The organism is Bordetella sp. 02P26C-1, assembly GCF_009763255.1.
GTDB lineage: Bacteria > Pseudomonadota > Gammaproteobacteria > Burkholderiales > Burkholderiaceae_B > Bordetella_A.
Genome location: NZ_WSJB01000012.1, coordinates 63,872 through 77,620, shown reverse-complemented (window position 1 = coordinate 77,620; position 13,749 = coordinate 63,872). Strand labels below are relative to the sequence as shown.

Genomic DNA, 13,749 nt, shown 5'->3' with positions numbered 1-13,749 from the left:
CTCAGGACGAGCGCTGCCAGTTTCGAGATAGTGCTGCGCTGATTCATGTTGATCAAGGTTCTTATCGATAGAGAGACAATGGCGACACCGGCTACCGCCCGAATCGGTCGATGGCGATAAAGCAGCTTGGCAGGGAGGGCCGGTTCATCAATAATAGGGCCGCAACATCATACCTTCTCTGGACGCTGGCCATACCCATGCAGACCCCTTTATATAAGCTATCGAGTTTCCTCGTGTGTGGCGCAATTTTTAGCACACCCGGGGTCGCGGCCCAACCTCAACCGATTGGTGACGACGCCTGGCGATTTCAGGTCACGCCGTACGTATGGATGACGGGCCTGGACGGCACCGTACGCCCGTTCCGGGGCGCGCCCACGGCGCACGTGGATAAGTCGTTCTCAGAAATTCTGGACAGCCTGGATGCGGCGTTTTTTCTGGCCGGAACGGCGCGTAAAGACCGTTGGGTGCTGCAGGGCGACCTGACCTACGCGGCGACCTCTGATTCCGCTGCCTTGCCATATGGGCTATCGGCGCGCGCCAAGGTGCGACAAACCTCGGCGACCTTGCTCGGAGGCTACAGCTGGGAAGTCGGGCGACAATCGAATCTGGACGTGATGGCGGGGGCCCGGTATTGGGATATCAATGCGAAGGTAAAGGTCGGCAATCTGCTATCGGCAACGTCCGATACCTCTTTTATTGACCCGATCGTCGCGCTGCGCTGGCGCAATGACTTCGCGCCGCGGTGGTCATCGCTGGTCTATGTCGATACGGGCGGCTTTGGAGCGGGGTCGGACTTTACCTGGCAGGTAATGGGATCTATCAACTACCAGGTGCATGACCATGTCAATTTGTCGGTGGGCTACCGTCACCTGGATGTGAACTATCGTGATGGCGGCAAGCGTCTGGATTTCTCGCAAAGCGGGCCGCTGGTGGGCCTCACGTTCCGGTTTTAGGCTCGAATGCCGTCATGCCCGCCTGGGATCAAAGCCAGTAAATCCAGAACGCCGACAGCACGATGCATAGCGTGGCCACGGGCAGGCCTGCCTTGGCGAAGTCCATGAACGAGATGTTCACGCCGCAGGCCTTGGATTGTTCCACCACGACGATGCCGGCGAGACTGCCAAAAATCACCATATTGCTGGAAAAGCCCGTGCCCAACGCCAGCGCGGCGCACAATGCATCGGATTTCGCGCCCGGCTGCAGATAGGGCGCCAGCAGCATCACCGTGGGGTTATTGCCCACGATATTGCTCAAGGCCGCGCTCGTCAGATAGAGGGCGAGCGGCTCGTTGAGGTCGACACCCAGATGTTTTAAATCGGCAAGCAGTGTCTGCGGCAGCCCGGTCGTGGCCATTGCAGCATTCACGATAAACAAGCCCATGACGAGCAGCAGCAGGTTGCCATCGACTTCCTTGAGCACGTCGTTCGAGGCAATGCTGCGGTTGATCAGGAGTATGCTGGCGGCGGTCAGGGCGACAATTTCCTGTGGCCAGATGTCCATGACGAACACCACCACGGTTGCCAACATCACCACCGATGCCTTGATCGTTTCCAACAAATCCAGGCGAGGCGAGGCGGTATGCGTTGCTGGCGCGGAGCTGGATTGTTGTCCCAGCATCCATTTTCCTCGAAACATATAAGCAATGACGCCCCACACAATGGGCAATGACAGCAGGGCGGGCAGACCGGCGACCTTTAACAGCTCGAGAAACGACACATCCAACGCCTGCGCCGCGATCATATTCTGCGGACTGCCGATCAGCGTACCGACCGAGCCCGCATTCGCCGCGAAGCAAAAGGCGAGCAGGAAAGGAATGGGATTCAACCCTCTGGCCAGCGTGATGGACACCAACAAGGGCGTCATGGCCACCACCACGACGTCGTTGGTCAGCAGGGAAGACAGCACGCCACTGACTGCGATAAAGACCGCTAGCAGCACAGTGGGACTCGCCCGTAGCGTGGCGACCTTCTGTGCCGCCCACGCATAAAAGCCCGACACCGCGAACGCGCCCGAAATCACCATCAGGCCGAATAGCAGGCCGACCGTTTTGTAGTCGATTGCGTTCCACGCCGCCTGTGCACTGAGGCTGCCTACGGCCAGCATGGCGACCGCGCCGATCAACGCGGCGCCCGTGCGATCGACTTTAAACCCTGGGATTTTGCCGAATCCCATGGCGATGTAGACCACGAGGAAGATTAGCAATGTGAGATGCATAAGCGGTGTTCGTTCGATCTGCGAAATAGGAATCGCGTCAGGTCATTGATACGCCTGTAACGCGAGCGGGCGCCATTGTAGTAGTTGAATTAAGGCCTGCCCGCAGCGTGGCCGCGAAAGGAACATCCAAGGTCCGTAGGGCGACGTGCCCCAACCGGCCAGAGTCCGCAGACGCTTTAAACATTCCAAACTCTGTTCTTGACGGGCGGATATTGCTCGCTTAATGTACGTACAAACGTACATAACAGAGGAGACAACATGACCGCTGCAAATTCGGTTGGGCAGGACGCGTTGGCTGGCGTCAAGGTGCTGGATCTGTCGAATTTTCTGGCCGCGCCCATGAGCGCGATGTTTCTCGCCGATTTCGGCGCCGACGTGATCAAGGTCGAACGTCCAGGCAGCGGCGACGAGGTGCGCTATTGGGGCGAGAACAAGGATGGCGTGGGTCTCTACTACAAGGTGCTGAACCGCGGCAAGCGCGCCATAACCTTGGATTTGCGTACGCCGTTCGGGCAAGAGGCTGTAAAACGACTCGTGGCCGACATGGACATCGTGGTCGAAAACTATCGTAGTGGCACGCTCGAAAAATGGGGACTGGGTTACGAGGCCTTAAAGGAGATCAACCCTGGGCTGATCATGATGCGCGTGACTGGCTTTGGCCAAACCGGCCCCTATCGGGAGCGTCCTGGCTTTGGCACCCTGGCCGAAGCCTACGCCGGCTACGCACAGATTTCGGGCTATCCGGATCAGCCGCCGCTACTTCCCGGATTTGGCTTGGCCGACTCCTCGACCGGCCTGATGGCGGCATTTCTGGCCATGGTGGCGCTACGCCACAAAGAACGCACGGGGCAGGGGCAGTATGTGGACCTTGCCATCTATGAAACGCTACTGACCTTGATTGGCCCGCACGTCATCAACTACGACCAGCTGGGGCTCATACAAGAGCGCAGCGGCAGCCGGCTTCCCTTTACCGCGCCGCGCAACACGTTTCAAACCCGCGATGGCAAGTGGCTGGCGATCGCGGGCAGTGCCCAGTCGACCTTTGTACGGATATGTCAGGTGCTTGAAATCCCGGACCTCGTGGATGACCCGCGCTTTGCCGACAACCGCCAACGTCTAAAGCATGTCAAAGAACTGGACGAGGCCTTGCAGCGCGCCGTGTCCCGCTTTGATCTGGACGATCTGCTTGCGCGTTCCGCCGATTTGCAGTCGACCATGGCGCCCGTCAATAACGTGGCGCAAATCATGGCGGATCCACAGATTCAGGCTCGCGAGAACATCGCCACCGTGCAAGATGATGAGCTGGGCACGCCGCTACGAATGCAGAATGTCGTGGGCAAACTGTCCGCCTCGCCCGGGCGTATCCGCGCGCCTGGGCCGGCTTTGGGTCAGCACAATAGAGAGATTCTCATGGATCGTTTGGGCTATACCGAAGCACAGCTGCAACAGGCCGGCATTACGTTGGCGGATTGAGGGAGGATGCCATGGCGATGAGTTTTCCATCCAGCGTCGAGGTAGTCGAAGTCGGCCCGCGCGACGGTCTGCAAAGCTTTCCCTCCTGGGTCGATACCGATACGAAGGTCCGCATCATTGACCGATTATCGGCAGCGGGCTTGCCCGTGATCGAGGTGACGGGATTTGCGCATCCACGAGTCATTCCCAATCTAAAAGATGCCGAGGAAGTTTGCGCGCGCATCCATCGACGGCCAGGAACGATATATCGTGGTCTGGCGCCGAATGCCCGCGGTGCGCAGCGCGCGGTGGACGCAAAGGTCGACGAAATCGTGGGCCTGACCATCGGCAGTGCATCGTATCTGAAGAAAAATCAGAACATGGACCCGGAACGCGCCAACGCGCAGGCGATCGAGGCGTTTCGCATTGCCGATGCGGCTGGCCTGCGCTATGTGCTGGCTTTGGGAATGTCGTTCTGGTGCCCCTATGAGGGCGTCATTCCCGAAGAGCGCATCACGTCCATGGTGGGCGAGTTTCGCAATGCGGGGATTCGCCGCCTGTACTTGGCGGGGTCGGTGGGGATGGAGGATCCCCGGCATGTGAACAGACTGTTTGGTCGATTGCGTGACCGTTATCCCGATGTCGAGCTGGGCTTTCATATCCACAACTTGTCTGGCATGGCGACGGCGAACATCGCGGCGGCATTAGACGGCGGGGCGGCCTGGTTGGAAGGCGCCATCTGCGGCATCGGCGGTGGCATCGCCATGCCGCAGACGCTGGGCGCGGTAGGTAATTTCCCAACCGAAGATCTGGTGCGGATGCTGGGCTTGATGGACATAAACACCGGCCTGGACGCGGACGAAGTTCTGGCGGCGGCCCGCGAGGTGGGGCAGTGGTTGAATATCGAACCGCGCAGCCACGCCACGCACGGCGCGACCCGCGAGGCCGTGACCCAATGGGGTCGCGACCATCCGCACGAGTACCCCGGATGATGCTTATTCGTCGTCGTCAGCGGCGTGCGCGCGAAAGCGTGAGCTTTGCGTGTAGGTGCCGCTGGGATAGTGTCCTAGCCCCACCTGCACCAGCTGACCCGCTCGGTCCAGATAGTAGCGGGTGATTCTCAGAGCAGCTTGGCCCTCTTTGGCGTGCAATGCGCGCGCCATGGGCTCATCAAGATTAGCGGCGGTGATTTCTTGCTGAACCTCGACAATGCGTATGCCGTAGCGGGCTTCAACCAAGGTATAGATCGGCTTTCTGAGCACCTTGATGCCATGCAGTACCTCGGCGAACTCAGGACGCAGGTAAACCTGCAGGTAGCTCATCGGCGTGGGGCTGTCGACGAAGGTACGGACGATATTGGCCTCGGTCCATACCTGGCCGGGTAGGCAGTGCAGCTGGGCGGCCCAGGCCTCGTCGGCCACGATCTCCCGTTGCGATTGCACGTGCATCTCCGTCGCGTCGACAAATTGCAAGAGCTCGGACACGGAGTTGATGCCGCTGAAAAATCGCAGCGATTGTGGGCGTGCGCGAACCCGGGTGCCGACACCTGGGCGGGAAGAAATAATGCCTTCATCTTTCAGTTCGCGCAGTGCCTGTCTGACCGTATGACGGCTCACGCTGTAGCGCAGCGCCAATTCCCCTTCGGTGGGCAGGGTGCTGCCTACCGGGTAACGGTCGGTTTCGATGTCGTGCTTCAACGTGCGCGCCAGCGTTGCATAAAGCGGTTGGCGTCCACCCGAGTACGCATCAAAGGCAACAGGCGAAGACGGTGGGGTAGTTGCCATGCGAAGACCAACGATTGGAGGTGGAGCGATTGTAATAGACGTGTCTGGCGCCGAGTCCGGAAAGCCATGTATGCGTGATTGCGACTATTGACATCCGCAGAATCACTCCATATTGTACGTACATACGAACAAATGAAGAAATAGAAACCCGAGACAGCTTGTTGGCACCGCAAACGTGACACTAGTGGGCGCCATCGAATCTGGCAGCAGTAGACGACAAGCATCACCGAGGAGACAAGCATGCAGCACTTTGCAGCAAAGGTGAGACCGTTAGATCGACCGAAGCCTGGGTCGCCAAACCGCAGCGGAATATCTGAAGGCGTTCACCCGGTACCAATAAGACCTAAGCCGCGGCAACGCCACAACGAGTGTTTCTGATCGCGCCCAGACGCGGCCGAGAACCGCGTCGTCACGCTCACTCTTGCCGGCGTCATCTGATTCCGGAACCTTTATTGCCACTCACGGAGGCAATTTCATCGTGCCTGTGTTCGAACTTTTAGTCGCCGGGATTCTGCTGGGCGGGCTCTATGCCTTGATGGCATGCGGGCTGAATCTGATCTTCGGTGTGATGCGCGTGATCAACTTTGCGCACGGCGATTTGCTTGCCGTGGGCGCATTGACCGCGGTGTCCTTGGTGGCGGGGTTGCACCTGCCGTATTTCGCCGCGCTGATCCTGGTGCCGTTGTTGACGGCGGCCATCGGGCTCGCCATGCAGTATCTGGTGATTCGCCACATCATCGATGGCCCGCCCATTATGTCGCTACTGGCGACGTTCGCAATATCCACGATCTTGATCAATATATCGCTCATGATCTGGGGCGGCGGCTTTCACGGTCTGCCTACCGTTTTGAGTGGCTCCATTCCCTTGCTGGGCATGGATATTCCTCTGGCCCGCCTGGTGTCGTTCCTGGTCGCGATGACAGCCACGCTGGGCGTATGGTGGTTCTTGCAATCGACACGCTTCGGCAAGGCGATCCGATCGGTCTCGCAGGCGTCGGAACTGGCGGTGATCTCCGGCATATCGATCAATCAAGTGCGTAACGTGACGTTCGCACTGGGCGCCGCCATGGCAGGGCTGGCGGGCGTCTTGCTCGCGCCGACCTTCGCGGCCGACGCGCAGTTAGGCGCGCGTTTTGGCATCAAAGCGTTTGCGGTGATCATCGTCGGTGGTATGGGTAGCTATCCCGGCGCGATGGCGGCCGCGTTATTGATGGGCGTGCTCGAAGTGTTCGCCGGGTATCTCTATGGGCAGGTGCTGGGTAGCGCCACCGTGTTCCTCGCGATGTTGATCGTCTTGGTTGTCCGGCCGCGAGGCTTGTTCGGGATAGGAGCACGCGCATGAAATCCCTGTTTGTTTCTGTCGTGATTGTCGCGGCGCTGGCGGCGTTGCCGTGGGTGGCTGGATCGTACGGTATGTCGTTCATGATCCAGACTTTTATCTTCATCGCGTTGGCGTATTCGTGGAATCTCATCGGCGGCTATGCGGGTTATACCCACTTCGGCCAGGTGGCATTCTTCGGCCTTGGGGCGTATGTGGGATCGCTGGCGATTCTGGATGGCACGCATTGGATCGTGGCGTCGCTGTATGCGGGCGTAGCGGCCTGCTTGCTGGCCACGGTGTTGGGCAGCGTGATGCTGCGCTTGAAGGGGCCATATTTCGCCATCGGTATGTTTGGTATCGCGCGCGTATGCGAATCACTCGCGCTGGGCATGGACGACATCACGCAAGGTGGCACGGGCCTTTATCTGGTTGTTGTTGAGCAGTCGCACTTGTATTACGCAGTGGGTGCTATTGCGTTGTTCATGGTGATGGCCACGTGGCGGCTGGATAGTTCTCGGCTGGGTTTGCAGCTGCTGTCGATCCGCGAGGACGAGACTGCCGCCAACGCGCTAGGCGTACGCACGACGCGCCTGAAGATTGGGACCTTTGTCGCATCGGCATTCATGCCGGGTGTTTGCGGGTGCTTGTATGCCTGCTATTTGGGCTACATCGACCCCGCGACCGCGTTTGCGCCCATGACAGAGTTGACCGTCATCGCCATGGTGCTGCTGGGCGGCATGGGCACGGTCTTCGGCCCATTGGTGGGCGCGGCCTTGATGTCCGTGGTCAACGAAGTCCTGTGGGCCCGTCTGCCCGAGATCTATCTCGCCTTGGTGGGCTTCATTATTCTGATCGCCGTGCTCTATATGCCGCGCGGTATCGTCAATCACGCACAGCGGCGTGCCTGGTTTTGGGTGCCGTTGGCACGCGGCCACCTGCGCCGCCTGGCCTCACGCCGCAAGGAGCCCGTCCAATCATGAGCGCAACCTCGCAACCCATGCTGTCGGTCGAAAACGTCAGTAAACGCTTTGCAGGCCGGGTGGCGCTCGAAGGCGCCAGCCTGGAGATTGCGTCCGGGTCCATCACCGGCGTGATCGGGCCAAATGGTTCGGGTAAATCGACACTGTTCAACATCATTGCCGGCGCGCTGGCTGCCGATGGTGGGCGCATTGTGTTGCAAGGCCAGGACGTGACGCGCGCGACGCCCGCGGACATTTGTCGACGCGGCGTCGGGCGCACGTTCCAGATATCACGGCTATTCAATGAACTGACTGTGCTGGAAAACCTGGTTGCCATCGCGCACGGCATGACAGATAGCGCGGCGGTCGAGCGGGCGCTGGCGTTATTGGACTTTCTGGAAATAACCTCCCTACGGGACAAGTGGGGCGCCGAACTGTCGTACGGCCAGCGCAAACTGGTCGAGATCGCCCGGGCGCTGATGCTGCAGCCGACGATGCTGTTATTGGACGAGCCCTTTGCCGGCATCAATCCGCGCTTGCAGAATCGCATCGTCGAGCATTTGCAGGCGTTGCGTGCGCAAGGCATGACGCTGTTTTTCATCGACCATGAAATGCGCATCGTGCTGGAGATCTGCGATGACTTATACGTACTGGCCGAGGGCCGCGTGATTGCGCATGGCGATGCCGATACGATCCGCCATGACCAGCGTGTCAAGGATGCGTACTTTTAGGGTTCCAAATCATACGTCCCGAGAGGGACACATAACCGGAGACAAGGAGCAGCCCATGAAGCGACATTTTGCGAAGGTGCTTTTTAGCATCGCCACCGTGGCGGCTGCCCTGGGCACCGCCCAGGCCGCCGACGAGAAACCCATCCGTGTCGGGGTCGCGCTATCGCAATCCGGCAACCTGGCCGATAGCGCCAAACATTATTACCAAGGGGTCGAGCTGTGGCGTGACGAGGTCAACGCGCGTGGCGGCCTGTTGGGGCGCAAGGTGGAACTGGTGGTTTACGACGACCGCAGTGACCCTGCGACGGCTGCCCGTCTTTACGAGAAACTGATCAGCGACGACAACGTTGACTTGTTGTTCGGGCCGTGGGGTTCTGCTTCGGCAGCGACGGCAGCGGCGGTTGCCAATAAGCACAAGCGGGTGTTTCTGAACTCGGGCGGTGCATCGGAGCAGATCCAGGAGCGTGGGTTCAAGTATGTGTTCCAGACGGCCGCGCCGATTAGCGCCTATGTAGCAAGCATTGGCCCGCTGGCAGACCAGCATGGTTTGAAGAGCATCGCTTTCTTCGGCCGTGATTATGCGGCGGCACGCGATATGGCCAAGGGGATCAAGAAAATCGCCGAGGATCGCAAACTGGACTTAAAGACCTCGGAGTTCTTCCCCGCGGGCACCACCGATTTCTCCTCCATGATCGCGCAGGCGCGCCAGATGCAGCCGGACATCTGGGTCTCTGTCGGTTATCCGAACGAAGCCATCGAGATGGTGCGTCAGATGAAAGCGTCTAACTATCTGCCCAAAGTGTTCATCCACAACGGCGCATCGATCGAGGACTTTTTAAAGAGCGCGGGCAAGGACGCGGAGTATGTGTTTGCCATGTCCTTGTATGAGCCGTCGCTCAAGACGAAAGGCAACCCGGAGTTCGTCAAGGCGTATACGGACCGCTACAAGACGGAGCCCGGCTACTACTCGGCGTTTTCCTACGCTGGCGCGACGGTATTAGAGGAGGCAGTCAAAAAGGCCGGTTCGGTCGATCAGGACAAGCTGCGCGACACATTGACCACGCTTGAACTGGATACCGTGATGGGCCATCACAAGGTGGATCCCAACACCGGCAAACAGATCGGTGTGACGGGATTGCTCGCACAAGTGCGCGATGGCAAGCGCGAGATCGTGATGCCGTTGGATGTGAAGACCACCGACGCCGTGATCCCCATGCCGGCCTGGAACAAGCGCTAAGTCGCGCGAGGAGAACGCCATGCAACAGCAATCGGACGACGCGCGCTTTCTGGAGCTGCGGTCGGTGACTACCGGCTACGGTGACGTGCCCGTTGTGCGCAATGCCAACATGGCGTTCGCCCGTGGCGCGATCACGGCGGTGATCGGCTCTAATGGGGCGGGGAAATCCACGGCCATCAAGGCGGCCGCGGGCTTGTTGCCTATCTGGAAAGGGCAGGTGAAGGTCAATGGGGTGGACGTGACACACGAGGCTCCACACAAGCGTTTGGCGCGCGGCGTGGCCTTTGTCCCGCAAGGCCGCATTGTGCTGCCGGAGATGACGGTACGCGAGAATCTCGATGTGGGCGCCTATATATTGGGAAATGACCGCGCCCGTTTCGATGCCGCCCTCGCACGCATGGTCCGCATCTTTCCGGTGATAGGCAAGCGCATGAATCAGCTCGCCGGCACCATGAGCGGTGGCGAGCAGCAGATGCTGGCGATCGCGCGTGCATTGATGACCGATCCCACTGCCATCATTTTGGACGAGCCTTCGCTGGGTCTGTCGCCAAAGTTGGTGGATCAGGTTTTCGAGAAACTGACCATGCTGGCCGCCGAGGGGCTGACCGTCATCATGGTCGAACAAAAGGCGTCGCGCGCCTTGGCGATCGCCCACAGTGGTTATGTGATGCACACGGGGCAAGTGGTGTATTCGGGGCCGGCGCAAGAACTGCTCGACAATCCTAACGTGCAGCGCTTGTTCCTGGGTGAGGTCCCCGAAGAGATCGACCGCCTGCTCGCGACCCTGGAGAACGAGGAGCCCGCCCATGCCTGAGCTGCGCTTGCGGCGCACACTGTTGATGACGCCAGGCAATCGCCCCGATCGTTTGGCCAAAGCGCCAAGCTATGGCGCCGACGCGGTGGTGTTCGATCTGGAAGACAGCGTGCCTGCGGATCGTAAAGCGCAGGCGCGCGATGACGTCGCCTCGGCCCTTAGAGAGTTACCGCGCGGGCACACGGAGCGCTGCGTGCGCATCAATGGTTTGGACACGCCAGAATCCCGCCTCGATCTGCAGGCATTGCCGCTGGCGCAGGTGGATTCCATTATGGTGCCCAAGGTGGAATCAGCCGACGCGCTGCGCGCATTGGACGCACAGTTGCGAGAGCTGGAGGCCAAGCAAGGCCAGCAGGCAGCCATCGAACTGATCGTCATGCTCGAGACGCCACGCGGTATTTTGCAGGCTTTGCCCATCGCGGATGCCTGCGCGCGCAGCACAGCATTATTCTTTGGCTCCGGCGACTACACCTCTGCGTTGGGGGCCGCCGTCGATGACCTTGTCCTGCACTATCCGCGCTCGGTGGTCACGGCCGCGGCGGCCGCGGCCGGGCTGGCGGCGATTGATGCAGCCTACTTTCAGGACGTAAAAAATGCCGAGGCCACGCGTCGCGATGCGGAAACCGCGCGACGCATGGGATTCGATGGCAAAGTGGTCTTCCATCCAAGCCAGGTCGAGCCGGTGAATGCCGTATTCACGCCAACGGAAGATGAACTCGAACGTGCCCGACGCATTGTCGGCGCATACGAAGCCGGCTTACGCCAAGGGCACGGCACGGGGGTGATCGACGGTGTTTTCGTGGCCGTGGATCTGGTTCCCCCCGCCCAGCGCCTGATAGCGCGTGCCGCGGCCATCGCGGCGCGTTAGCGCGCGACCTTATCACTGTCTTGCTACGGAGCCAGTACATGACTCGTTCTCTCCCTGCTCGCTTGCATCGATCCGAATTGGCCGTGCCCGCGAGCCGTCCCGCTTTCTTCGCCAAAGCGGCCGCCAGCGCGGCGGATGTGGTGTTCTTGGACCTGGAAGACGCCGTCGCGCCTCAGATGAAGGATCAGGCGCGCGCCGAAGCGATTACCGCGCTTAACCAGATAGACTGGGGACCCAAGACCCTCGCGTTGCGCGTGAACGGATTGGACACCCCATGGGCATTGCAGGACATCGTCGATGTGGTGCGCCAAGCCCCTCGGCTGGATCTGGTGTTGTTGCCCAAGGCCGGATCGGCCTTTGATGTGCAGTTCGTCGATCAGATCCTGACCCTGATCGAACGCGAGACGGGTCGAACCAAGCGTACGGGTATCGAGGTGCTGATCGAAACCGCGCGCGGCGTGGCCAATGTCGAAGAGATCGCGGCCAGCTCGGACCGGCTGGAGGCGATGATTTTTGGCGTAGGCGATTACACCGTCGAGATGCGTACGTTTGATCCCGTCTTCGGCACACCGAGTCCGCGATACGCGGTGCTGACTCATGGAGAGGGCACGGTGCGTGAGCGTCATTGGAATGATCAATGGCACTTTGCCATGGCCCGCATTGCCAACGCTTGCCGCGCAAACGGCTTGCGCCCGATCGATGGGCCATTCACGGATTATGGCGATGCGGACGGCTATAGAGCATGCGCCCAGCGCGCCGCGGCCCTGGGTTTCGAAGGCAAGTGGGCCATTCATCCGACTCAGATCTCGTTGGCCAACGAGGTGTTCTCGCCCACGCCCGAACAGTTGTCGTGGGCATCGCGTATCTGCGAGATGATCGATGCCTCGAATCGTCAGGGCAACGGCGCGGTCGGCGATGGTGGCGTGCTGGTGGATATGGCGCATCTGAAGCAAGCGAATGCCATCGCGGATCGGCAGGCGTTGATCGAGCAACAATCGCAAGGAGCCGCATAATGCGCGCCGCCGATCCCGTACCGGCCATTGCCGAAGCCGATGCGACCGGCGAACTGGCCGGTCTGTACGAAGACATTCGCCAGACTCTGAATGTGCCTTTCGTGAATCTGGTATGGCGTCATTTGGCCACGATTCCGGGCGCATTGCCCTGGACGTGGGCCGCGGTCAAACCCCTGTATGCGATGCCTGCATTCGACCGGGCGGCAGATGTCCTCGCACGGGTGCCTGCATTGGATACTTTGATTGAGCCATGCTTGCCCGAGGCGCTGACGTTGATTAATTTGGGGGAAACTGAGCGTCAGGCCATCACGGCCATGCTGGCCGACTACGGGCATGCTAACGCGCGCGCGCTGCTAGCGTTGCTGGCTGCCGGCGCGCGGCTGGATGGCGGTGATAGCGATGACGCCGTCTATGCCGCTGAAACGGCTGGGTCGGAAGAGGGCGCGACTGGGGAAACCACGCCAGCAACCGCAAGGACCCCCGGCGCAGCGCTGCCACTGCCGGGCCTGGATACCTTGTCGCCAGCCACGTTGAAAGTCATCGACGTGCTCAACAGCTACGGGCAGATTGCCGATACCGCGATTGTGGCAAGTCTGTATCGGCATCTCGCGCACTGGCCGGGGTTTCTCGCGCTGGCTTGTACGGTGCTAGCCCGACCGCAGCGTGACGGCGTGCTGGCGGCCGAAGTGCGAAGCACCTTGGAGCAAGCGCGCTCGATTGCCGCTCGTTTGCCCCGGTTTGGCGAAGCGCCAGACCGCTTGGCGGCCGAGGCACGCGAGGCCGCGGCCGCTTCGCTAAACGCGTTCACCGGCCAAGCCATCAGCCGTATGGTGGTGATGGGCGCGGCGATGCAGCGTTTGCTATAGCTCTTAGCGACGGACACGCGCGTTCAAGAGGGAATTCGCGCGACCACCTTGATCTCGAAATCAAAGCCCGCCAGCCAGTTCACCCCCACCGCTGTCCAGTTGGGGTAGGGCGCGGCGGGAAAGATCTCGTCCTTTACCTTCAATACCGTTTCGAACTGATGCTCCGGGTCGGTGTGATACGTCGTCAGATCGACGATATCGGCCAATGTGCACTCCGCCGCCGCGAGCGTGGCCTGCAAATTATCAAATGCGAGTCGGATTTGGGCCTCCAGGTCCGGCTCGGGCTCGCCGTCGGCGCGCGAGCCTACCTGACCCGAGACGAACAACAAATCACCAGAACGAGTCGCGGCCGAGTATCTGTATTTCTCATAGAGCGCTTGGCGTCGAGCGGGGAAGATGGGGGAATTTGTAGACATTGAAAGGCTCCTGGATTTGCGCATGTGCACAATTTCACATACGCTATGTATGTCAATTTAGTTGAGATACACTG

At 60.2% G+C, this 13,749-nt stretch carries 14 protein-coding genes; 11 read left to right on the top strand and 3 right to left on the bottom strand.

The genetic code is table 11. The features are described from left to right. Positions 1-197: 197 nt before the first annotated feature. A complete protein-coding gene (locus GOQ28_RS07670) occupies positions 198-953 on the top strand; it encodes an outer membrane protein (RefSeq protein WP_160356038.1) in 756 nt (251 codons plus the stop codon). A 28-nt stretch (positions 954-981) separates the two neighbouring features. On the opposite strand, the gene GOQ28_RS07665 is transcribed toward GOQ28_RS07670, so the two are convergent. Further along, complete coding sequence (locus GOQ28_RS07665) at positions 982-2,214, bottom strand: SLC13 family permease (protein ID WP_160356037.1); 1,233 nt, start codon at positions 2,212-2,214, stop codon at positions 982-984. Positions 2,215-2,472: 258 nt separating this feature from the next. On the opposite strand from GOQ28_RS07665, the gene GOQ28_RS07660 reads away from it, so the two are divergent. Together GOQ28_RS07660 and GOQ28_RS07655 are read left to right on the top strand one after the other, a co-directional pair. Beyond that, on the top strand, positions 2,473-3,687 hold the full coding sequence (locus GOQ28_RS07660) for a CaiB/BaiF CoA transferase family protein (protein ID WP_160356036.1): 1,215 nt from the start codon (positions 2,473-2,475) through the stop codon (positions 3,685-3,687). A gap of 17 nt (positions 3,688-3,704) precedes the next feature. Beyond that, complete coding sequence (locus tag GOQ28_RS07655) at positions 3,705-4,658, top strand: hydroxymethylglutaryl-CoA lyase (RefSeq protein WP_160356035.1); 954 nt, start codon at positions 3,705-3,707, stop codon at positions 4,656-4,658. Between the two features lie 3 nt (positions 4,659-4,661). Here the strand turns inward: GOQ28_RS07655 and GOQ28_RS07650 are convergent, their stop codons facing one another. Next, positions 4,662-5,450, bottom strand: a complete 789-nt coding sequence (locus GOQ28_RS07650) for a GntR family transcriptional regulator (protein ID WP_160356034.1) — start codon at positions 5,448-5,450, stop codon at positions 4,662-4,664. Between the two features lie 478 nt (positions 5,451-5,928). Between GOQ28_RS07650 and GOQ28_RS07645 the strand changes: the two genes are divergently transcribed. The 8 genes from GOQ28_RS07645 to GOQ28_RS07610 are packed head-to-tail and all read left to right on the top strand — an operon-like array spanning position 5,929 to position 13,259. Next, complete coding sequence (locus GOQ28_RS07645; RefSeq protein ID WP_160350538.1) at positions 5,929-6,792, top strand: ABC transporter permease subunit; 864 nt, start codon at positions 5,929-5,931, stop codon at positions 6,790-6,792. After that, complete coding sequence (locus GOQ28_RS07640; RefSeq protein ID WP_160356033.1) at positions 6,789-7,751, top strand: branched-chain amino acid ABC transporter permease; 963 nt, start codon at positions 6,789-6,791, stop codon at positions 7,749-7,751. The genes GOQ28_RS07645 and GOQ28_RS07640 overlap by 4 nt, the downstream gene beginning before the upstream one ends. Then, positions 7,748-8,461, top strand: coding sequence for an ABC transporter ATP-binding protein (locus tag GOQ28_RS07635; protein WP_160350825.1), 714 nt, complete (start codon positions 7,748-7,750; stop codon positions 8,459-8,461). The genes GOQ28_RS07640 and GOQ28_RS07635 overlap by 4 nt, the downstream gene beginning before the upstream one ends. Before the next feature lie 55 nt (positions 8,462-8,516). Further along, entirely contained in the window at positions 8,517-9,698 is a 1,182-nt protein-coding gene (locus GOQ28_RS07630) for an amino acid ABC transporter substrate-binding protein (protein WP_160356032.1), read from the top strand. A 19-nt stretch (positions 9,699-9,717) separates the two neighbouring features. After that, positions 9,718-10,512 carry an ABC transporter ATP-binding protein gene (locus GOQ28_RS07625; RefSeq protein WP_160350535.1) on the top strand — a complete coding sequence of 265 codons (795 nt, stop codon included), beginning with the start codon at positions 9,718-9,720 and terminating at the stop codon, positions 10,510-10,512. Beyond that, entirely contained in the window at positions 10,505-11,380 is an 876-nt protein-coding gene (locus GOQ28_RS07620) for an HpcH/HpaI aldolase/citrate lyase family protein (protein ID WP_160356031.1), read from the top strand. Before GOQ28_RS07625 ends, GOQ28_RS07620 begins: the two co-directional genes overlap by 8 nt. Positions 11,381-11,418: 38 nt before the next feature. Next, complete coding sequence (locus tag GOQ28_RS07615) at positions 11,419-12,393, top strand: HpcH/HpaI aldolase/citrate lyase family protein (RefSeq protein ID WP_160356030.1); 975 nt, start codon at positions 11,419-11,421, stop codon at positions 12,391-12,393. Next, complete coding sequence (locus tag GOQ28_RS07610) at positions 12,393-13,259, top strand: hypothetical protein (RefSeq protein WP_160356029.1); 867 nt, start codon at positions 12,393-12,395, stop codon at positions 13,257-13,259. Before GOQ28_RS07615 ends, GOQ28_RS07610 begins: the two co-directional genes overlap by 1 nt. 23 nt (positions 13,260-13,282) lie before the next feature. Here the strand turns inward: GOQ28_RS07610 and GOQ28_RS07605 are convergent, their stop codons facing one another. Beyond that, the gene (locus GOQ28_RS07605; protein WP_160350531.1) at positions 13,283-13,675 is read right to left on the bottom strand and encodes a RidA family protein; all 393 of its coding nucleotides are present in this window, start codon (positions 13,673-13,675) and stop codon (positions 13,283-13,285) included. Positions 13,676-13,749: the final 74 nt, after the last annotated feature.

Bases quoted from the DNA above. Each gene is read 5' to 3' on its own strand.
- GOQ28_RS07670 (WP_160356038.1), top strand. From the start codon at position 198: ATGCAGACCCCTTTATATAAGCTATCGAGTTTCCTCGTGTGTGGCGCA.
- GOQ28_RS07665 (WP_160356037.1), bottom strand. From the start codon at position 2,214: ATGCATCTCACATTGCTAATCTTCCTCGTGGTCTACATCGCCATGGGA.
- GOQ28_RS07660 (WP_160356036.1), top strand. From the start codon at position 2,473: ATGACCGCTGCAAATTCGGTTGGGCAGGACGCGTTGGCTGGCGTCAAG.
- GOQ28_RS07655 (WP_160356035.1), top strand. From the start codon at position 3,705: ATGAGTTTTCCATCCAGCGTCGAGGTAGTCGAAGTCGGCCCGCGCGAC.
- GOQ28_RS07650 (WP_160356034.1), bottom strand. From the start codon at position 5,450: ATGGCAACTACCCCACCGTCTTCGCCTGTTGCCTTTGATGCGTACTCG.
- GOQ28_RS07640 (WP_160356033.1), top strand. From the start codon at position 6,789: ATGAAATCCCTGTTTGTTTCTGTCGTGATTGTCGCGGCGCTGGCGGCG.
- GOQ28_RS07635 (WP_160350825.1), top strand. From the start codon at position 7,748: ATGAGCGCAACCTCGCAACCCATGCTGTCGGTCGAAAACGTCAGTAAA.
- GOQ28_RS07630 (WP_160356032.1), top strand. From the start codon at position 8,517: ATGAAGCGACATTTTGCGAAGGTGCTTTTTAGCATCGCCACCGTGGCG.
- GOQ28_RS07625 (WP_160350535.1), top strand. From the start codon at position 9,718: ATGCAACAGCAATCGGACGACGCGCGCTTTCTGGAGCTGCGGTCGGTG.
- GOQ28_RS07620 (WP_160356031.1), top strand. From the start codon at position 10,505: ATGCCTGAGCTGCGCTTGCGGCGCACACTGTTGATGACGCCAGGCAAT.
- GOQ28_RS07615 (WP_160356030.1), top strand. From the start codon at position 11,419: ATGACTCGTTCTCTCCCTGCTCGCTTGCATCGATCCGAATTGGCCGTG.
- GOQ28_RS07610 (WP_160356029.1), top strand. From the start codon at position 12,393: ATGCGCGCCGCCGATCCCGTACCGGCCATTGCCGAAGCCGATGCGACC.
- GOQ28_RS07605 (WP_160350531.1), bottom strand. From the start codon at position 13,675: ATGTCTACAAATTCCCCCATCTTCCCCGCTCGACGCCAAGCGCTCTAT.